The sequence below is a fragment of the Thioalkalivibrio sp. ALJ7 genome (genome assembly GCF_000376865.1).
Lineage (GTDB): Bacteria > Pseudomonadota > Gammaproteobacteria > Ectothiorhodospirales > Ectothiorhodospiraceae > Thioalkalivibrio.
Map to the genome: position 1 here is coordinate 23,004 of NZ_AQXQ01000003.1, position 19,368 is coordinate 42,371.

Sequence of the window (19,368 nt, forward strand, 5' to 3'; positions counted from 1 at the left end):
GCGACTCCAACAAACCGGCACCCCGCTCCCGTTTACTTAACTACCCTACCATCTCGAAGCGACCATTCCGGACGCAGCGGCGCGAACGATCCTGCGGTTGAGTATGCTGTGTCCGCCATTTCCATTGGGGATTCATCCGTGAGCACCGTCCAGGCCGCATTCGGCTTATTGATGTTCATTGGCCTGGCCTGGCTGATGAGTGAGCACAAACGCCTGTTTCCCTGGCGCCCGGTCCTCGCCGGACTCGCCCTGCAGTTCGCGATCGCCGCGCTGTTGCTGGGCATTCCGGCAGCACAGCACCTGTTCCTGTGGGCGAACGAGGTGGTGATCGCGCTGACCGACGCCACCCGCGCCGGTACCTCGTTCGTGTTCGGGTACCTGGGCGGCGATGAGCCGCCATTCCAGGCCGATGGCCCCGGCAGCAGCTTCATCCTCGCCTTTCAGGCCCTGCCGCTGGTCCTGGTGCTGAGCGCCCTTTCGGCACTGCTGTTCCACTGGCGCATCCTCCCGTTGCTGATACGCGGCGCCTCGCAGCTGCTGCAACGTGCCTTTGGTATCGGTGGCGCGCTGGGTGTGGGCACGGCCGCCAACGTATTCCTGAGCATGGTGGAGTCCCCATTGGTAATCCGCCCCTACCTGCGCGAGATGACGCGCAGCGAGCTCTTTGCGCTGATGGCCGTGGGCATGGCCACCCTGGCCGGGACCATGCTGGTGCTTTACGCCACGATCATTGGATCGGTGCTGGACGATGCGCTCGGGCACCTGATCGTCGCCTCCCTGATCAGTCTTCCGGCGGCCTTGCTGATCGCGACGGTGATGATTCCCCCCACCGCGCCCTCAACGGCGGGTAACCTGCTACCCGAGTCCGAAGCCGCCACCAGCTCCATGGACGCCATCACGCGCGGCACCCTGCGCGGACTGGAACTGCTCCTGCAGATTATCGCCCTGCTGATCGTCGTGATCGCCCTGGTGGCACTGGTGAACGCGGGACTGGGTGCCTTGCCGGAGTTCGGTGGTGACGCCCTGAGCCTGGAACGCATGCTGGGCTGGATCTTCGCACCGATGGCCTGGCTGATGGGCATCCCCTGGAGCGAGGCCGTCACCGCCGGCTCCCTGCTGGGGGTCAAAACCGTGCTCAACGAAATGGTCGCATTCCTGCACCTGGCCGAACTTCCCGCAGACGCCTTGTCCGCGCGCAGCGAACTGATCCTGATCTATGCCCTCAGCGGCTTTGCCAACCTCGGCAGCCTTGGCATCCTGATCGGCGGTCTGGGGGCCCTGGTGCCGGAACGCCGCAGCGAGATCGTGGCCCTGGGTATTCGCGCTATCGTCGCCGGGACCCTGGCCACGCTGATGACCGGCAGCGTCGTCGGCATCCTCAATCTGGGCTAGCGAGACGCCACAACGGCATCCAGCACAGACGCAAACTCCGGTGCCGGAATGGGTCGGCTGGCGTAAAACCCCTGATAGTGGTCGCAGCCCAAGCCCTTGAGCACGGCCAACTGCTCGGCCGTCTCAACGCCCTCGGCGAGAACGGATAGTCCCAGGCCATGGCCCAGGCCCACGATCGAACGGGCAATGGACAGATCGTGAGAGCGTTCGTCGTCGTCCCCCGCGGCCAGGCCATCGACAAAGCTCTTGTCGATCTTGAGCGTGTCCACCGGGAAGCGCTTGAGCTGCGCCATGGACGAATACCCGGTACCGAAGTCATCAATCGCGAAGTGCACCCCACGCTCGCGCAACCGCTGCAGGATACGGCGCGCACGGCCTGGATCGGCCATCAGTGCCGACTCGGTGATTTCCAGCTCCAGCTGATCGGCCGGGAAGTCGTACTCCTCCAGCAGCAGCCCCACCTGCTGATCGATTGGGACGCGTTGGAACTGCAGGGCCGACACATTGACCGCCAGGCGCACCGGCGGATATCCAGCCGCCTGCCATTCGCGGCCCTGCGCAATCACCCGGCGCAGGACCCAGGCACCCAGTTCCACGATCAGCCCCGTCTGTTCCGCCAGCGGGATAAAGCGCCCGGGCGAGATCGGGCCCAGTTCGGGGTCGCTCCAGCGCAACAGCGCCTCGGCACCCAGCAGGCGCCCATCCTCCACGTTGTATTGCGGCTGGTAGTGGACTTCCAGGGCGTCCTGCTCGAGCGCCCGGCGCAGGCGCGCGGAAAGGTCGATGCGATCACGTGCCGCTCGGGTAAATTCATCCGAGTAATAGCGGTAGCTTCCGCGCCCCTCGAGCTTGGCCTGGGACAATGCGGTACCCGCCTGCTGCAGCAGCATGTCGGCATCCGTCGCATGATCGGGGAAGACCGCGATCCCGATGGTTGCGGCCACTTCCATCTCGATCCCGTTTCCGAGATCGCAGGGGTGGCCGACCTCGCGGATAATGTTCTCCGCCACCCGCGCGGCATCGTCGACATGCCCCAGGTTCTCCACCAGCACAGCGAACTCGTCGCTGGCCAGACGCGCAACGGTATCGGTACCGCGCCGACCGGCCTGCAGACGCTCGGCCACGATCTTCAACAGACGGTCACCCGCCGCGTGGCCCTGGCTGTCGTTGATGTCCTTGAAGCGGTCGATATCCAGGATCAACAACGCCAGGTGGCCCTCGCGCCGACGCATTAGCGAGATCCCGTGGGCCAGCCGCGCGCGCAGCAGACGCCGATTGGGCAGTTCGGTCAGCGGATCATGGTGAGCCAGGAAATCGAGTTCGGCCTCGGAGGCCTTGATCCGGGAGATATCGGCAAACACCGACACGTAATGGGTAAGCCGCCCCTGGCTGTCGCGAACCGCGGTGATGCTTTGCAGCTCGGGGAATATCTCCCCGTTCTTGCGTCGGTTCCAGATTTCGCCCTGCCAATGGCCGTTCTCCTCCAGCTCGCGGCGCATGTTGGCGTAGAAGACATGATCGTGGCGCCCCGACTGAAACATCTTCGGTGTCCGGCCGGCCACCTCGTCCTGGCTATACCCCATCAGTTCCGTGAACGCGCGGTTGACGGAGAGGATGTGGGCCGTGGCATCCGTGATCACCACGCCCTCGCGGGTGTTCTCGAACACCACGGACGCCAGGCGCTGACGCTCTTCCTGCTCGCGCTGTTCGGTGATGTCCTCCACGGTCGCCACGACCCGGTCCAGATTGCCCTGCGGCGTGCGGCTGCATTTCACGTCGATATCCGCGACCATCACCCGCCCGTCCCGCCGCAGCATGCGTTTCACGATGCTGTAGCCCGAACGTTCGCCGCGCCGCATCTCGGCGTCCAGCGCCGTGTCGCAACCCCGGTCCTGCGGTACGGACAGGCGGTCATGCCAGTCCATTGCCGCGAGCTCGGTCGGCGCGTAACCCAGCATGTCTGCCAGGCACGCATTCACCCGTTCCCAGCCCTCGCCACGCGGGCCCGAGATCGCCATACCCACGAAGGGCATATCGAAGAAAATCCCCAGCAACCGATCCTGATCCGCGTGTGCCTGCACCAGGGCGAGGTTGCGTTGAAGCCACTGCTGTCTCCACAAAAGCCCGCCGGTACCCAGCACCGCGAGCCACAAGAACAGCGTTGCTCCCGCCGCCCACACCGCGTGTTGCCGCGGCAAAGCCTGGAGGGCATCGAGCTCGCGCTTCAGCACCAGATCCCAGCCGGCCGGAGCGAGTCCCTGGACGCCAGCCAGAAAAGCAACGGCGGCGTCATCAAAACGCTCGACCACCACCCCATCCCGCGGATGATCCAGCACCCGCTCGCGCAATGTCGGAAAAGCCGCGGGCGCCGGGATGATGACGCCACCGGCTTCCGTAATTCGCGCGATGGTCGCCCGTTGATCCCCCTCACGCACCACGACATGCGCCAGGGCATCCAACCCATTGCGACCCTCTGTAAGGGTCAGTAGGGGATGCAGACTCTTGATCGTCGACGACAACAGCACCAGGCCCACCACCGGATCGAGTGGAGCGGCACGGTCGCGCACGGGAACGACCCAGCTGACACGTGGTCGCCCGTCGGGGTCCGCATGCAAAATGGGTTCGCTGATCTCACCGCTACGCCGGACCTCGCGCAACACCATGTCCATGGTCGCCTCATCCAATGCACTGCGGCCGAGCTCGATCACGGGCTGCCGATTGGCGTCTAGCAGGGCCACGCCGTCGTAGTCATAGGCCGTACGCATCAGATCGAGACGATCACGCACCTGCCCGAGGGCCAGAGCCGATCTCCGTTCCAGGGCCGTCACAGCGAACAGGTTGAACCCGCGTGCCTCCGCCAACACCTCGGCGTCGCCCGTGCGTTCCGCCAGCCATTGATCAATCACCCCCCCCTTCAGGAATGCGGCGCGCTGCAGATCTTCCTGTGCCTGGGTTTCGGCCGCCATGCCCTGCCAGTACCACGTCGCCAGACCCACCCCACCGGTCGACATCGCTACCGCCAGCGCCAGGAGCAGCCAGGGCCAGGGGCCGAAGCGTCCTCGCTCCCTGTGCGCGGTCGCGCTCGATAGCTCCCCGAGACCACCGGGAAGCCATCGCATCGCTACGTACAACAACAAGCCCGAGACCAGCACAAACCCAAAGCCCTTGCCCAGGTTCGCGCGCGTCAACGCCGCGGATATATCCGTCCCCCCCCACCAGGCCAGCGCCACATCGGACAGGGCAATCCACAACAGACCCAGAACGACATAAATACCCGCGATCAACCCGGCTGCCAGGGGCCGTGACACACGACGTTCAGCCATCATCGAACGCCCCCGCGTGGCCACGCACCCAACACAAAAAAGCGCCGCGCCCCGGTTCCGGAATGCGCGGCACCCCGTTGGGCCGGCCTACTGTCCAATGTAATGTTTCGTGTCACTAGCAACGGCATCCCCATGCGGGGGTCGCAATGTTGTTCAAACGTCTCTTCCGCCCTTACGTACCGGTTGGCGGGCATGGTGATCATGCCCCCACCTAGATCATGACCAACAACGACCAGGGACCCGCCTAACGGGTCCCGTGTCGCTGACCGCCGAAAAATCCTTTATCGCGTGCACATTGCGGGCCGCGGCCCGAACTCGCGCAGAGGACTGTAACCCATCGCGCTAATCGGCGATGGTCCGTTCGATGATCGCCTCGATCTCCTCGGAGGAGTTTTCCATCACCTCGGCAACCCCATCCGGCATCATCGGCAGGAATCCTGGAACGTTCATGCGCGAGATGAACACCTCGCCCTGGCTGTCCTGATAGATGCTGACCCGGCAGGGCATAAAGGCGGAAACAGGCCGATACGCGTCCTCTTCCAGGATCTGCGCGCTGTAACGACCACTGCAGACGTCCAGAATCACCACCGGATCGATGGTGAACCCGCGCTCGGACAACGTCCCGGCCATGTTGTTGCGGTTCAGGATGCTCCAGCCCTCCGCATCTACCTCGCGCTCAAAAGCCGCCAGCGTAGCGGGGAACGAATGCGGGCTCGGCGTGACTTTCACCATATCGGGCTGTTCGCCAGCATGCCCTCCGGCCTGCGCGGCCCCGGCAACCAAAAGTGCCAACAACATCGCGGCCAGCGCCAGGAACCGCGGGCCGTGGCGCATGGTCATCACTTTAGACTGCATCGTGCTTTCTCCTTTCCCGGGAAGCGGGAATCAATGGGAATGCCCGCCTCTTCGTTAGGTTGGAGGCAGAACTTGCAGGCCAAGCTACTCGCTCCCAGCCCCGGCCATCATGATGCAGGTCAAACGAACGCGAATCAGACCCGTTCCAGACGGGTACCACCGACGTCACAGTCCGCCAACCAAGGAGATCGACATGGAAGCGACGCTGAAGAACGGAACCGTCACTCTGAAGATCGACAAGAAGACCGCCAAGAGCATTGCCGAGAACATCACCGAGCTTGACGGCGAGATCAGCAACGGCGCCCGCGCCCTGGGGTCCGTGCTACAGGAAGGTGTCTACGAGCTGGATAACGATTTTCGTCAGCCGCCGCACGCCTTCGACGAGAAGGCCCCCAAGCAGCCCTCGATCGAAGACTGATCGGACTCACGCAACGACTGCACCACGAGCGGACACAAGGAGCACGACATGCATCTGGAAAAAGCCGAAAATGGCGAACTCGTCATCACCATGCCCGAGGCCGAGGCCGCCGACACCCTCGCCACGCTGAAAAAGCGGGCCGACGATCTGGACGACTGCGAGGACCTCACGGAGGCCCTGGAAAATGCGGGCGTCAAGGTCCCCGAACCGGACGACCACATCCGCCACGAATACATGCCGCCCGCCGACTAAGCCCGGCACCCATCCCACTACCGTTGTGGGATGGGGCCACCCGCACGGCCTCGGCAGGCTCCCGGTAGCAAACCCTTCGTGTTGGCCCCGCCCTCTCCCCAGGGTGTCGTCAACCCAGGCGCGCTCACTGATCCAATGGCGCCTAACGGAACAGGTCTTCCGCGGACGCCGGGCGACCCAGCAGAAAGCCCTGGCCGATCGCGCAGCCTTCTTTCAGGAGGAACTCGCGCTGGGACTCGTTCTCGACACCCTCCGCGATCAAATCCAGCTCCAGCGCCTCGGCCAGCGCGATAATGGCGCGAATAATCGACTCGTTGTGTCGGGACCGACCGATATCCCGCACCAGGGATTGATCGACCTTGAGCCGATGCAGCGGGAGTCGGCGCAAGTGGGCAAGATTCGAGTAACCCGACCCGAAATCATCCATCGCCAGATGCACGCCCAGGGCACTCAGACGGCGTAAAACGGCCAGCGCCTGCTCCGGATACTCCATAATCATGGTTTCGGTGAGCTCCACCTCCAGGCGCTCAGGGCGGATCGAGAAACGCTCCAGGGTGTCCCGCACCGAAGCGACCAGTTGCTCGTCATGCAGCTCGCGGGCGGACAGATTCACCGCGATCATCGGCACCGGCATCCCGTGCTGGTCCCAAGCAGCCAGCTGGCGACAGGCAGCCTCCAGCACCCAGCGATCAATCGCCTGAATCAGCCCAGTCTCCTCCGCCAGGGGAATAAACTCCGCCGGCGACACCATGCCGCGCCGCGGGTGATTCCAGCGCACGAGCGCCTCAACGCCCACGCAGTCACCCGTGCCCAGATGGAACTGTGGCTGGAAATGCAGCACGAATTCGTCGTTCTGGATCGCCTGACGCAGATCGTTTTCCAGGAACAGGCGCTGTTCCGTCAGCGCACCCATCTCCGGTTCATACAACGACCAGCTATCGCCACCGCGAAGGCGGGAGGCCTGCATGGCCAGCTCAGCAGCGGTCAAAAGCTCGTCCCGGGTCTGCCCATCGCTGGGGAATCGCGCCACGCCAACGCTCGCCGTCAGCACCAGAGACCGCCCCGCGACCTCGAAAGGACTGCGGAGCGTTGTCATCAACTGCTCCACAAATTCCTGAATGGGCGTATCCGGGGGACTCTCGACCACCAGACAGAACTCGTCGGCACCGATTCGGGCCACGGTGTCCTGAGGCAACAACATCTGGCTGAGGCGCTGGGCGATTCCCTGCAACACGATATCGCCCGCCGCGGTGCCCAGGGTCTCGTTGACGTTGCGGAACCGGTCCAGGTCCATCAGCACGATCCAGCGGGCCTCCTCATCGGCCATTGCCCGCTCCACCGTGTGGCCCAGCCGATCCTGCAGCAGGGCCCGGTTGGGCAGGCCGGTGCGCGCATCGAAGTGCGACATCTGCCGCAGCTGCTCTTCCTGCTCCATGCTCGCGGTCAGGTCGATCCAGCTACCCACGATCTCCTGGCCGCTATGCCCCCCTGGCACCAGACGCATCTCGTCGCGCACGTGGCGCAGCTTGCCCCAGCCGTCGAACAGGCGGAACTCGCGCACCAGTTCGCCATCTTCCAGCAAACGATCGTTCTCCCGCAGCGCGGCCTTGCGGTCTTCCGGGTGCAGTTGCTGCTCCCACCAGCCGGGGCGCATCGCAGAAGCTGGGTCGATGCCAAACAGACGCTCGATATTGGGGCTAACCCAAAGGGGCTGAAAGTCGCTGGCATCCAACTGGTAGATAACCGCTGGACCACTATCGAGGACATGTTCGAGACGTTGATTGGCGGCCTGAAGCTCGCGTGTGCGCCGCCGCACCTGCCAGCGGAGTACCCCGCCCGCCACGGCGAGAAAAGCCACCAGTACGACACCCACCAGGAGCGTCCATCCAACCCATCGGGGCAACCCGGGCGACTCCTCCGCGAGAAGCGTCGCGTCGAGCGCCTGCTGGTAAGGCGAACCGGCTAGCGACTTCCAACGTTCCAGATAGGCATCAATCAGGTCCAGACGCCCGTCCTGGGCCCCCGGCGCGGCCGCGTAGTACAGGCCCACCTGGCCGAAGGTGATCGGCGTCTCCACAAGGCCATGGGCCCGCGCGTGCTGCCGACCATAGAAGTTGTTACTGACGGCCGCCTCCGCCGTCCCCTGCGATACGGAGGCCAAGACCGCCTCGAGGTTGCTAAAGGTGGCCAGGCCGAACTCGAGATCCGGGTCGCGCGACCGCACTTCACGCAGGTGCGCTTCCTGGACGGAGCCTTCAAGGACCGCGATCCGCCCACTGCCCACCGCGCCCAGACTGCTAAAGCCCGAATGCGGGGCCGCGTAGATCTGGCTCCAGCCCTGTACGACTGGGATTTGATGAAATGCAAAGAAGCCTTCCCGGGTCTCGCTTAACGCCACGTCGGGCATCAAGTCCAGGCGGCCATCGCGCAGATCCTGCAGACATTGCGCCCATTCGCAGGAAACATACTCGATGTCCCAATGCTCGCGGCGGGCGATAGAATCCAGGAGCCGAACGAACAGCCCGTCAGCGCGCCCGTCGGCATCCACGTAGACCTTGGGTGCGTTCTCGTACACACCCACCCGCAAATCGGGCTCAGCCGAACCCAGCACGGATAGCCCCGTCAGCAGCCAGATCCCGATGCCCCCAATAATCCAGCGCACCATGCGGGGCAGGGGCCTCGAATGGTTTGGGGTGCGCATGCTCAGGGTCAAATCCGCTGCGTGCACCGTGCTCTCTCTAGCCAACCAATCCACGCATAGTGCCATGGCCCGCCGCCTCGTGCGCGCGGCTTCCGGGCCGTCCTCCGCCGAATCGAATCTCCGGAGCAATAATCAGTAACGCCTGCGGCCATGTGACCGCTCCGTCTCGGCTCCGGCCCCACCGGTCATTTCTTCCTGCGTACCCGCCTTCCCGCTTGGAGGATCCGCGAACCATCATGTAAACGGACGCGCCGGGCGCGCGCACAACCCGCCCCATGCATGCCGACCGGTTACCGGCAGAACAACAACCCCATCACGCAAGAAGGCCGCCCGGAGGCGGCCTTCTTGCGTGATGGAACATGGAGGCTGGGGTCGGAATCGAACCGGCGTACACGGATTTGCAATCCGCTGCATAACCACTCTGCCACCCAGCCTGTATCGGGTGGTTCCGGCTCGGAGCGCATACCTCCGGCGGCCGAAACAGAAAACCCCGGCCGAACCGGGGTTTCAGGAATCTGTTGGAGCGGGAAACGAGATTCGAACTCGCGACCCCAACCTTGGCAAGGTTGTGCTCTACCAGCTGAGCTATTCCCGCTCTTCACTAACGGCGCGTATTCTACCGCAGTTTCCAGGTACGTCAATACCCGCGGTAGCCCACGGCGGCGGTCGCATGGCCCTCGCGATCGAACAGCACCACGCGGTTTCGGCCCGCATTCTTGGCCACATACATCGCCGCGTCGGCCGCCCGCGACAGCCCCGGTCCGTCGGCCGCATCCAACGGAAACATCGCAATACCAATGCTGCTGGAGATACGCACCTCCACACCGTCACAGTCGAAGGGCTCGGCCAGCGCCGAACGAATCTTCTCGCCAATCGCAAGCGCATGGGCCCGACTTTCGTCGGCCGACTGGAAGCGCGGCAGCATCACGACGAACTCATCACCCGCGATCCGCGCGGCCACATCGCTCTCGCGGATCGCAGCGGACAGGCGCCGGGCCACCTGACTGAGCAACCGATCCCCCACCGCGTGGCCATGGCGGTCATTCACCGGCTTGAACTCGTCGAGGTCGACAAACATCAACGCCACTTGTTGGCCTTCGCGACGCGCCGCCAGTAGTTCGTGGTCGAGGATCTGGTAGAAAAGGGTACGGTTGGGTAGTTCGGTCAACGGGTCATAGTGTGCAAGGCGCTGCATCTGCGCCTCGGTCTCCTTGCGCACTGTGATGTCGCGCGCGATACCGAGGAAAGCGGTCACTTCACCCTGTTCGTTCAGCATTGGGGAGACATTGCTGGTATGCCACCGGTAGTGCCCGTCCTGGTGTCGGATGCGGTACTCGATCCCGCTGGCCTTTTGCCCGGTCTGTGCGATCTGATGCAGAAAGGCATAGCAGGCGGGCAGATCTTCCGGGGCAACGTATTCGTCGATGGCATGGCCCACTGCCGCACTGATTGGGTAACTGAGGTTCTCGGTCCAGTTGGGCGATACGTAGGTCATGACGCCGTCCGGGCGCAACGAATAGATCACATCGCTGGCGCTCTCGACGAAGGCGCGAAACTGCGCCTCGCTCTGGCGCAGCGACTCCTCTAGCTGCTTGCGCTCGGTGATATCGGTCGCAAAGCCCGTCCAGATGATCGTCCCGTCCTTGAGGCGCCGCGAAGTGTCATAGGCCTGCACCCACATCACGCGTCCGGAACGGCACTGCATCCGGAACTCAACGCTCCAGGGCTCCGCCCGGTCCACCGAGTCCATCGTGGACCGCATCACCCACTCGCGATCCTCGGGGTGAATGCAGTCCAGGAGCGCGCTCGCATCCGTCTGGAGCGCCTCCCGGTCGACCTCGAACCATTGCGCCACAATGGGTCCGACATAGGGGTAGTCAAACTGTCCGTCGGGCCTCATGCGCAACTGGTAGACAAACCCCGGCAGCAGACCCTGAAGCACCTCCAGAGTCCGAATGTCATCAAGGTCAGCATCAGGATCGCGCATGGATAATCCGCGGACGCCACAAGGCCGGTCTTGCCAGTGTAGGCCAAAACCCAAAAGTGGGAACGGCGACGATCGCTCTACTGACTCCGGGCCGCCGCCAGCATGTACTGGATCATCGAGATCAGGGTCAGCGCCGCGGCCAAGTACAGCAGCCACTCGCCAATCACGAAGGTCGGCAGACCCACAATGGGTTCGGCCCAGAGCAGGAGAAAGATCGCGACCATCTGCGCCGTGGTCTTCACCTTGCCCACCCAGGACACTGCGACCTTCGCACTCCCGCCGATCTCAGCCATCCATTCACGTAGTGCGGAAATCGCGATCTCCCGCCCAATGATCACGATTGCAGCCAGCGCGATGCCGAGGTCCGGATTGTGGTTCACCACCAGCACCAGAGCCGCCGCGACAATCAGTTTGTCCGCTACGGGGTCGAGGAAGGCCCCGAAGCGGCTGGTCACCTCCCAGCGCCGTGCCAGGTAGCCATCCAGCCAGTCGGTGACCGCCGCAAGGGCAAAGATCACGGCGGCAACGATCCCCCCAACGGGCATCGACAGGCCATAGAACGCCAGCACCAGCAGCGGGATCATCACGATCCGCGACCAAGTCAGCCAGGTGGGTAATTGGGGAAACATGTACGTGGCTCAACTCTCGTGGAACTGGTCGTAGATCGCCTGTGCCAGGCGGCGGTGAATCCCGGGCACCTTGGCCAACTCCTCGACGCCGGCCCGGCTGACGCCGCGCAAGCCACCGAAGTGTCGTAACAGCGCGCTGCGCCGCTTCGGCCCCAGCCCCGGGATGGCCTCCAGGGTCGACTCCTTGCGCGCCTTCGCCCGGCGGGCCCGGTGCCCGGTAATCGCAAAACGGTGCGCCTCGTCCCGAATCTGCTGGATCAGGTGCAACGCCCCCGAATGCGCGGGCAGTATAGAGGGGGCCTCTACCCCGCTCAATATCAGGGTTTCCATACCCGGCTTGCGGGCCTCGCCCTTGGCCACGCCAACCACCTTGATGTGGTCCAGACCCAGGTCGGCCAGCACATTCAGTGCCTGGGTCACCTGCCCCTTGCCGCCGTCGATAAACAGGATATCCGGCTCCTGTCCCTCACCCTTTTTTAGTCTAGCGAAACGCCGACTGAGCGCCTGATGCATCGCGGCGTAATCATCACCCGGCTCGACCCCCGAAATGTTAAAGCGTCGATAGCCCGACTTGATCGGCCCATCCGGTCCGAATACCACACACGAGGCCACCGTGCCCTCACCCCCGGTATGCGAGATGTCGAAGCACTCCATGCGCTTCGGTGGATCCTCCAGGCCCAGTTCGGCCGTCAGGGCATCCAGACGCGCGGTTTGCCCGGCCTGGCTGGCGATCCGGGTCTTTAGCGCCAATTCTGCGTTGCGCCGCGCCATGTCCAGCCAGCGCGCCCGTTCCCCGCGCAGCGACCAGGCCAGGGCGACCTTGCCGCCCCGGCGCTCGGCCAGGAAGGCCTCCAGCGCCTTGGCCCCCTGCGGCTCGTGAGACAGCAGGATGCGCGCTGGAGGCTCGCGCTCCGCGTAGTACTGTGCCAGTACCGCGGCCATGACCTCGTCGGTCTCGGTCGCCTCCGGCACATTGGGAAACAGCTCGCTGTTGCCCAGATTCTGGCCGTTGCGCACAAAGAAGATCTCGATCGCGCAGGCCCCGGCCTCCTGCGCCAGCGCGAACACGTCGGCATCCCCCTCGCCTCCCGCCACGAACTGCTGCTCCGAGATCTGGCGTAGGCGGGCGATCTGGTCACGCAGGCGCGCCGCATGTTCGAAATCCAGGCGCGCGGAGGCCGACTCCATGCGCTCCATCAGCTCGGCGGTGACCGCCTCGCTACGGCCCTCAAGGAACTTGACCGAGGCATCGACATCGCGGGCGTAGTCCTCTGGGGTGATATAGCCCACACAGGGCGCGGTGCAGCGGCCGATCTGATACTGCAGGCAGGGCCGCGAGCGGTGGGCGAACACGCTGTCCTCGCACTGGCGTACCAGAAAGAGTTTCTGCAACAGCGCCAGGCTCTCGCGCACCGCCCCGGCCGAGGGGTACGGCCCAAAATAGCGAACGCCCTTCTTCTTCGCGCCCCGATGAAACCCGAGCCGCGGATACTCCTGGTTGGAGACATAGATATAGGGGTAGCTCTTGTCGTCCCGCAGCAGCACGTTGTAGCGCGGGCGGTGACGCTTGATCAGGTTGGCCTCGAGCAGCAGGGCCTCGGCCTCGGTGTGCGTGACCGCCACACGGATATCGGCGATCTGGCGCACCATCGAACGGATGCGTGGACCACGGTCGTCGCTGCCGCGAAAGTAGCTGGCCACCCGGCTCTTCAGGTTACGCGCCTTGCCGACGTACAGCACCGTGCCGGACGCATCCAGCATCTGGTACACGCCGGGCGACTGCGTCAGCGTCTGCAGAAAGTCCTTGGGATCGAATCCGGTCTCGGGGGCACTCATGATCTTTTCAGGATACCGGAACTGTCTGGTCACCCGGCATCCCCCGCCCTTCGCTTCGTCCTGTGGAAGTGTTCCCCTTGGGGAGAGCATTGGCTATGAACGCCCCGCATCCGGGGTGTCGAATCTGGCCATAACCCAGCCGATTGCCATGGCCCCTGCGGGGCCTCGCAATGACAGGGGAAGCACAGCGTCATCGCGAGCGCCGCAGGCGCGTGGCGATCTCTCTGGCCACCCCTCGACGCGGGGCCGTTACGGCGAAGCGAAATCAAGCCTTTTGGCCCTGGAAGGCTAACCGATTTGGGTGCGGATCCGGGCGAAGAGTTCGTCGAACATCGCGGGGGTTAGACGGCGGGTCTGGGTGTTGTAGCGCGAGCAGTGGTAGGAATCGATCAGACGGGTGTCTGCGTCCAGCTCGTGCTCGGCGCCATGGCCGAAACGCAGGCTGGATAGCGGCAGTCCCTTCGCGCGCAGAATGGCGTCATGGGCGATCTTGCCCAGCGCCAGGATCACTTGCGGCCGCATGACCATCATCTCGGCCGCGAGGAAGCCATTGCAGGTGCGAATCTCTTCGGTGGTCGGCTTGTTCTGCGGCGGCAGGCACTTCACCGCATTGGTAATCCGGCAGTCGAGCAGCTCCAGCCCGTCGTTGGCGCGGGAACTCTCGGGGCCGGAGGCAAAGCCGTGCGCATGCAGGGTTTGATACAGGAGTACGCCGGCGTAGTCACCGGTAAACGGGCGCCCAGTGGCATTGGCCCCGTGCATCCCGGGCGCCAGGCCGACAATCAGCAGCCTGGCGTCGAGCGGACCGAAGGATGGGACGGGCGCTGCATGGTATTCGGGGTGCTTCGTGCGGACGTCTTCCAGAAACGCGGCCAGGCGCGGGCAGGCACGGCAGTCTGCAGCGAAGATCTCGCGGGACTCAGGAGGCATCGGGCCACTCGCGGTAGGGGTTCCGCGCCAGCTCGGTGTTGTAGTAGCGCGGGTCGTGCGAGACCTCTTCGCCCAGCCAGTCGGGACGCGGAAACTCGGCATCGCTGCTCGGCAGCTCCAGCTCAGCCACGATCAGACCAGCATTGGCACCCTCGAACACGTCAATCTCGTATTCCCAGCCCTGGACGTCCACCCAGTACCGGGTCTTTTCCACCTGCGGTCCGGCCAGGGTATCCAAGAGGCGGTGCGCCTCGTCCAGCGGGATGTCGTACTGGTATTCGTCGCGCTCCACGCCGAGGGTCGCGCTCTTGATGTTGAGGTTGGCGCCCTCCTCGTCCACCCGCACGCGGATGGAGGCGCGATCGTTGCCACACAGGTAGCCCTGGCGCATGTACTGCGAGCGCACCACGCCTTCGCGCCAGGCATCACTGGCCAACAGGAACTTGCGTTCGATCTCGCGCCCCATGTCGTCGAGTACTCCACTTTTTGACCAATCGCCTGGTGAATCCATCCCCGTGGGAGCCTGCTTGCAGGCGAATCCCCCGCTAAAGCCCGAGGCGCGAACTACATCCGGATCAGCGCGGAGCCCCAGGTAAAACCGCCGCCGAAGGCCTCGGTCAGGATCAGATCGCCCTTCTTGATGCGGCCATCGCGCACGGCCGTGTCCAGTGCCAGCGGAATGGACGCCGCGGACGTATTGCCATGCCGGTCCACGGTAACCACGACGTTGTCCATGGACATGTTCAGCTTTTTCGCGGTCGCCTGGATGATGCGGATATTGGCCTGATGCGGCACCAGCCAGTCCAGTTCCGACTTGTCGATCCCGTTGTACTCCAGGGTCTCGTCGACGATCTGGTCCAGGGTATTGACCGCCACGCGGAACACAGCCCGGCCCTCCATGCGGATGAAGTCCAGGTCGGGGTTGTCGCTCGGCTGCGACACCCCTCCCGGCACCTCCAGCAGCCCCTTGTGGTGGCCATCCGCATGCAGGTGGGTCGAGATAATCCCCGGATCGGGCGAGCGGGAGAGCACCACCGCTCCGGCACCGTCACCCCAGAGGATGCAGTTACCGCGGTCGGTGTAATCGGTAATGCGCGAAAGCGTCTCCGCCCCAACGACCAGCACGTGACGGATTTCGTCGCTTTGCATGAAGCGATCGGCCGTCGCCAGGGCGTACACGAACCCGCTACAGACCGCCTGGATGTCGAACGCCGGACAGCCCCCGATGCCCAGCTTGGCCTGCAGGATGCACGCGGTACTGGGAAAAATCTGATCCGGAGTCGTGGTCGCCACCAGGATCAGGTCCAGGTCGGCGGCACGGATACCGGCCGCATCCATCGCGCGTTCCGCGGCCTTCAGCGCGAGATCCGAAGTGACCTCGTTCTCGGCCACGATATGTCGTTCTCGGATGCCGGTCCGTTCGCGAATCCAGGCGTCAGTGGTATCGACCATCGCCTCCAGTTCGGCGTTGGTCAGAATCCGTTCTGGCAGGTAGCTCCCCGTGCCACTGATTCGTGCGTGCTTCACTCGGTTGCCCCCTGGCCCAGGAGCTGCCCGAGCTGCTTGTCAATCCGCCGCGAGATGTTCGCTTCCGCCTCGATCCGGGCAATGCGAATCGCGTGTTCGAAGGCAAGCTCGTCGGCACTCCCGTGACTCTTGATCACAACACCCTGCAGGCCCAGCAACGAGGCGCCGTTGTAGCGGCGGTGATCGAAGCGATGGCGCAGGCGCCGCAACACCGGCAATGCGAACAGGCCTGCGAGCCGCGAATACACCGACGCACGGAACTCGGCCTTCATGTTCGAGGAGATCATCTTGGCGACGCCCTCGCTAACCTTCAGCGCGACATTGCCGACAAAGCCATCGCAGACCACAACATCCACATCACCACAGTAGACGTCATTGCCCTCGACAAAACCGATGTAGTTCAGGCTGGAGGCCTCCAGCATGCGCCCAGCCTCGCGCACCCGGTCGTTCCCCTTGATTGCCTCGGCGCCGATATTCAGCAGGCCGACGCGCGGCGCTTCGAGCCCGTCCACGGCATTCGCCAATACCGACCCCATCACCGCGAACTGGTACAGGTGTGCCGCCTCGACATCGACATTCGCACCCAGGTCCAGCATGTGCGTATGGCCTGTCATGGACGGCAGGGCCGTTGCGATGGCGGGGCGATCGATACCGGGGAGCGTTTTCAGTACATAACGGGCGGTAGCCATCAGGCCCCCCGTGTTGCCGGCGGACACACAGGCCTGGGCGGCCCCATTCTTCACCTGGTCGATCGCGACACGCATGGAGGAGTCACGCTTGTTGCGCAACGCCACGGCCGGCAGCTCTTCCATGCCGACCACCTGGCTGGCGTGGACGATATCGACCCGTTCGCGCTCGCTCGCCGACCAGCCGGCAAGCCCCGACTCGATCGTCTCCTGATCGCCCACCAGCAGTAGGCGAAAATCCGTCGCGATTTTCAGTGCGCGGCGGGCAGCAGGCAGGATGACGGGCGCTCCATGGTCGCCGCCCATCACGTCCAGTGCGATGGTGAAACTGGCAGTCATGTTCGGGTCCGATGATCGGCCGTCAAACGGCCGAATTCAAACGCGGAAAGGCCACGGTGCGTGCGCAGCCGTGGCCCCGGGACGGTCATTCCCTGGACCTTAATCTTCGTCTTCGTCGACTTCGACGTCCTGCTGGATCACCTGACGCCCACGATAGAAACCATCCGGAGTCACGTGGTGACGGCGATGGATCTCGCCAGTCGTCGGGTCGGTGGACAGCGTGGCGCCCGTCAGACTGTCGTGGGAACGGCGCATGTCGCGCTTGGAACGGGTCTTGCGGCGTTGTTGAACAGCCATGATGCATCTCCAGATTGATCAAATCCCGTAGCGACGGGAGTGAGCCCGATAGCAAAACGGGCGCAAGTATAACGGTTCGGCCCGGGCATTGCCCCGACCCCAGGTCACATTACGAGCCGCCCCGCTCCGGGCCGCTCTGCTTGAGTTGTTCGAGCACCGCGAATGGGTTCTCGCCGCCCTCGCCCTCCTCGAACTCGGGTTCCGCAGCCGGTTTGCAATCCGCATGGCGTGGCACCAGCGGCCAGGCCAGCAGGACCTCTTCCTCGATCCATACCGCCGGCCGCAGCAGGCCATCCGCCTCGAGTTCGACAAAGTCGTCGCCCTCGCTCATGCCGGCCGGCGTGCCTTCCGGCGGCAGCAGCACGGCATCCGCCTCGAGCCGGAACTCCCAGATCACCGGCTGCAGGCAGCGCTGGCAGGTCTGCCACAGCTCGCCCGTAATCGTCCCACTCAAGCGCATCTCGTCCAGCGACCCGCGTTCCAGCCGGAACTGTGCGTGCACCTGCAGCGGGTGTCCCGGCAGAGCATCGGCACGCAATCGCGGGAGGTCTTCCGGGCCCAGGTCGCCCTCGAATTCGAGGTGCCGGGCACGCGGTTGCCACGGATCAAGTGAAACGGGGATGCGGCTCATTTCTGGCTCGGTTGCGAGGGCGCGGAATATACCCGCGCGCGGGCGATCTGTCAAAGCGAAACAGAAACTTGCAGCGTCCGCAAACGACGTCGATACTCGGGTTGTCATCGACCTGCCCGGGGCCTTCCGTGTGATCCGCAAGCTGCTCATTGCCAACCGGGGCGAAATCGCCGTGCGCCTGATCCGGGCCTGCAGCGAGATGGGGATCACCTCGGTCGCCGTCTACACCGACGCTGACCGCCACGCCCTGCATGTCAAAAAGGCGGACGAGGCCTACGCCATCGGCCCGGATTCCATGGGTGGCTACCTCAATCTCCATCGCCTGATCAGCGTGGCTCGTGCCGCGGGCTGCGACGCCGTGCATCCGGGGTACGGCTTCCTGTCGGAGAACGCCGACTTCGCATCGGCCTGCGCGGCCCGCGGCCTGACCTGGGTGGGGCCGGATGCCTCCGTCATCCGCCGCATGGGCGACAAGGTCGCCGCGCGGCGGGCAATGATCGAGGCCGGTGTTCCCGTAACACCTGGGTCGGAGGGAAACCTCAAAGACGCCGAAGAGGCCCTCGCGGTGGCAGCGGAAATTGGCTACCCGGTCATGCTGAAGGCCACCAACGGTGGGGGTGGACGCGGTATCCGCCTGTGCGAGGACGCCGCGGCCCTGGAACATAACTTCGAGCGCGTGCGCTCCGAGGCCACCCGCGCCTTCGGAAGCACTGAGATCTTCCTGGAGAAGGCCGTCGTCAATCCACGGCACATCGAGGTGCAGATCCTCGGCGACACCCACGGCCATGCGATCCACCTGTTCGAACGCGACTGTTCCGTGCAACGACGACACCAGAAACTGGTAGAGATCGCGCCCTCACCGCAACTGAGCGAGACCCAACAAGAGCACCTGGGCGAACTGGCCGTGCGCGCCGCACTGGCGGTCGGCTACCAGAACGCGGGCACCGTCGAGTTCCTGATGGACTCGGATGATTCCTTTTATTTCATGGAGATGAACACACGACTTCAGGTGGAACATCCGGTTTCTGAGATGATCACCGGGGTGGACATCGTGCAAGAGCAATTGCGAATCGCGGCCGGCGAGCCGCTGCGCTACGAGCAGTCCCAGATCACCCGTCGCGGCTATGCGTTGGAGTTTCGCATCAACGCGGAAGACCCAAGCAATGACTTCCTCCCAAGCTTTGGTCGGATTACCCGCTACTTCGCACCGGGTGGCCCGGGCGTGCGCACCGACGGTGCGATCTACACTGGATACACGATCCCGCCCCATTACGACTCGATGTGCGCCAAGCTGATCTGCTGGGCCCTGGAATGGGACGACCTGCTGGCCCGAGCCAATCGCGCGCTGCGCGATATCGGCGTATTCGGGGTCAAAACCACCATCCCGTTCCACCTGGCGATCGTCGCCCACCCGACGTTCCGCAGCGGCCACTTTGATACCGGGTTCGTGGCTGCCCACCCGGAGCTGACTCACGTCCCCGGCAAACGCTCGGACCGCCAGCTGGCCGTGGCCGTCGCCGCGGCCATTGCCGCCCATCACGGGCTCTAGGGGACCGCTGATCAAT

The 19,368-nt window shown here is 64.3% G+C and carries 16 protein-coding genes and 2 tRNA genes; 4 read left to right on the forward strand and 14 right to left on the reverse strand.

All coding sequences use genetic code 11. The features are described 5' to 3' along the window. The first annotated feature begins 171 nt into the window (after positions 1–171). Entirely contained in the window at positions 172–1,392 is a 1,221-nt protein-coding gene (locus tag D002_RS0100280; RefSeq protein WP_081610792.1) for a nucleoside transporter C-terminal domain-containing protein, read from the forward strand. Here the strand turns inward: D002_RS0100280 and D002_RS0100285 are convergent. Then, on the reverse strand, positions 1,389–4,718 hold the full coding sequence (locus D002_RS0100285) for an EAL domain-containing protein (RefSeq protein WP_018139920.1): 3,330 nt from the start codon (positions 4,716–4,718) through the stop codon (positions 1,389–1,391). The two genes, D002_RS0100280 and D002_RS0100285, sit on opposite strands and share 4 nt — an antisense overlap. Before the next feature lie 339 nt (positions 4,719–5,057). Then, entirely contained in the window at positions 5,058–5,555 is a 498-nt protein-coding gene (locus D002_RS0100290; RefSeq protein ID WP_018139921.1) for a DUF302 domain-containing protein, read from the reverse strand. 208 nt (positions 5,556–5,763) lie between these two features. Between D002_RS0100290 and D002_RS0100295 the strand changes: the two genes are divergently transcribed. Together D002_RS0100295 and D002_RS0100300 are read left to right on the forward strand one after the other, a co-directional pair. Beyond that, on the forward strand, positions 5,764–5,988 hold the full coding sequence (locus tag D002_RS0100295) for a hypothetical protein (protein ID WP_018139922.1): 225 nt from the start codon (positions 5,764–5,766) through the stop codon (positions 5,986–5,988). Positions 5,989–6,036: 48 nt separating this feature from the next. Beyond that, complete coding sequence (locus D002_RS0100300) at positions 6,037–6,240, forward strand: hypothetical protein (protein WP_018139923.1); 204 nt, start codon at positions 6,037–6,039, stop codon at positions 6,238–6,240. Positions 6,241–6,382: 142 nt separating this feature from the next. Here the strand turns inward: D002_RS0100300 and D002_RS0100305 are convergent, their stop codons facing one another. From D002_RS0100305 to D002_RS0100360, 12 genes are all read right to left on the reverse strand, one after another. Beyond that, on the reverse strand, positions 6,383–8,821 hold the full coding sequence (locus D002_RS0100305) for an EAL domain-containing protein (protein WP_196800094.1): 2,439 nt from the start codon (positions 8,819–8,821) through the stop codon (positions 6,383–6,385). 480 nt (positions 8,822–9,301) lie between these two features. Continuing rightward, positions 9,302–9,375: transfer RNA gene (locus D002_RS0100310), tRNA-Cys, on the reverse strand. A gap of 85 nt (positions 9,376–9,460) precedes the next feature. Further along, positions 9,461–9,536 (reverse strand) — tRNA-Gly (locus D002_RS0100315). Between the two features lie 42 nt (positions 9,537–9,578). Beyond that, complete coding sequence (locus tag D002_RS0100320; protein WP_018139925.1) at positions 9,579–10,928, reverse strand: sensor domain-containing diguanylate cyclase; 1,350 nt, start codon at positions 10,926–10,928, stop codon at positions 9,579–9,581. Positions 10,929–11,005: 77 nt separating this feature from the next. Further along, positions 11,006–11,557: a CDP-diacylglycerol--glycerol-3-phosphate 3-phosphatidyltransferase gene (gene pgsA, locus D002_RS0100325; RefSeq protein ID WP_018139926.1), complete on the reverse strand. Its 552-nt coding sequence runs from the start codon at positions 11,555–11,557 to the stop codon at positions 11,006–11,008. Positions 11,558–11,566: 9 nt separating this feature from the next. Further along, positions 11,567–13,393, reverse strand: coding sequence for an excinuclease ABC subunit UvrC (gene uvrC / locus D002_RS0100330; protein ID WP_018139927.1), 1,827 nt, complete (start codon positions 13,391–13,393; stop codon positions 11,567–11,569). 288 nt (positions 13,394–13,681) lie between these two features. Next, the gene (locus tag D002_RS0100335; RefSeq protein WP_018139928.1) at positions 13,682–14,323 is read right to left on the reverse strand and encodes a uracil-DNA glycosylase; all 642 of its coding nucleotides are present in this window, start codon (positions 14,321–14,323) and stop codon (positions 13,682–13,684) included. Further along, on the reverse strand, positions 14,313–14,789 hold the full coding sequence (locus tag D002_RS0100340) for a CYTH domain-containing protein (RefSeq protein ID WP_018139929.1): 477 nt from the start codon (positions 14,787–14,789) through the stop codon (positions 14,313–14,315). The genes D002_RS0100335 and D002_RS0100340 overlap by 11 nt, the downstream gene beginning before the upstream one ends. A 98-nt stretch (positions 14,790–14,887) precedes the next feature. Then, positions 14,888–15,850 carry a beta-ketoacyl-ACP synthase III gene (locus tag D002_RS0100345; RefSeq protein WP_018139930.1) on the reverse strand — a complete coding sequence of 321 codons (963 nt, stop codon included), beginning with the start codon at positions 15,848–15,850 and terminating at the stop codon, positions 14,888–14,890. Beyond that, a complete protein-coding gene (gene plsX / locus D002_RS0100350; protein WP_018139931.1) occupies positions 15,847–16,875 on the reverse strand; it encodes a phosphate acyltransferase PlsX in 1,029 nt (342 codons plus the stop codon). The genes D002_RS0100345 and plsX overlap by 4 nt, the downstream gene beginning before the upstream one ends. A 99-nt stretch (positions 16,876–16,974) precedes the next feature. Then, the gene (gene rpmF / locus D002_RS0100355; RefSeq protein WP_018139932.1) at positions 16,975–17,172 is read right to left on the reverse strand and encodes a 50S ribosomal protein L32; all 198 of its coding nucleotides are present in this window, start codon (positions 17,170–17,172) and stop codon (positions 16,975–16,977) included. Positions 17,173–17,281: 109 nt separating this feature from the next. Next, a complete protein-coding gene (locus D002_RS0100360; RefSeq protein ID WP_018139933.1) occupies positions 17,282–17,803 on the reverse strand; it encodes a DUF177 domain-containing protein in 522 nt (173 codons plus the stop codon). A gap of 130 nt (positions 17,804–17,933) precedes the next feature. Here D002_RS0100360 and D002_RS0100365 point away from each other — a divergent pair, with 130 nt between their 5' ends. Then, positions 17,934–19,352, forward strand: coding sequence for an acetyl-CoA carboxylase biotin carboxylase subunit (locus D002_RS0100365; protein WP_018139934.1), 1,419 nt, complete (start codon positions 17,934–17,936; stop codon positions 19,350–19,352). Positions 19,353–19,368 lie beyond the last annotated feature (16 nt).

Excerpts from the sequence above, each read along its gene's own strand:
- D002_RS0100280 (WP_081610792.1), top strand. The coding sequence starts at position 172 with ATGTTCATTGGCCTGGCCTGGCTGATGAGTGAGCACAAACGCCTGTTT.
- D002_RS0100285 (WP_018139920.1), bottom strand. The coding sequence starts at position 4,718 with ATGATGGCTGAACGTCGTGTGTCACGGCCCCTGGCAGCCGGGTTGATC.
- D002_RS0100290 (WP_018139921.1), bottom strand. The coding sequence starts at position 5,555 with ATGACCATGCGCCACGGCCCGCGGTTCCTGGCGCTGGCCGCGATGTTG.
- D002_RS0100295 (WP_018139922.1), top strand. The coding sequence starts at position 5,764 with ATGGAAGCGACGCTGAAGAACGGAACCGTCACTCTGAAGATCGACAAG.
- D002_RS0100300 (WP_018139923.1), top strand. The coding sequence starts at position 6,037 with ATGCATCTGGAAAAAGCCGAAAATGGCGAACTCGTCATCACCATGCCC.
- D002_RS0100320 (WP_018139925.1), bottom strand. The coding sequence starts at position 10,928 with ATGCGCGATCCTGATGCTGACCTTGATGACATTCGGACTCTGGAGGTG.
- pgsA (WP_018139926.1), bottom strand. The coding sequence starts at position 11,557 with ATGTTTCCCCAATTACCCACCTGGCTGACTTGGTCGCGGATCGTGATG.
- uvrC (WP_018139927.1), bottom strand. The coding sequence starts at position 13,393 with ATGAGTGCCCCCGAGACCGGATTCGATCCCAAGGACTTTCTGCAGACG.
- D002_RS0100335 (WP_018139928.1), bottom strand. The coding sequence starts at position 14,323 with ATGCCTCCTGAGTCCCGCGAGATCTTCGCTGCAGACTGCCGTGCCTGC.
- D002_RS0100340 (WP_018139929.1), bottom strand. The coding sequence starts at position 14,789 with ATGGGGCGCGAGATCGAACGCAAGTTCCTGTTGGCCAGTGATGCCTGG.
- plsX (WP_018139931.1), bottom strand. The coding sequence starts at position 16,875 with ATGACTGCCAGTTTCACCATCGCACTGGACGTGATGGGCGGCGACCAT.
- rpmF (WP_018139932.1), bottom strand. The coding sequence starts at position 17,172 with ATGGCTGTTCAACAACGCCGCAAGACCCGTTCCAAGCGCGACATGCGC.
- D002_RS0100360 (WP_018139933.1), bottom strand. The coding sequence starts at position 17,803 with ATGAGCCGCATCCCCGTTTCACTTGATCCGTGGCAACCGCGTGCCCGG.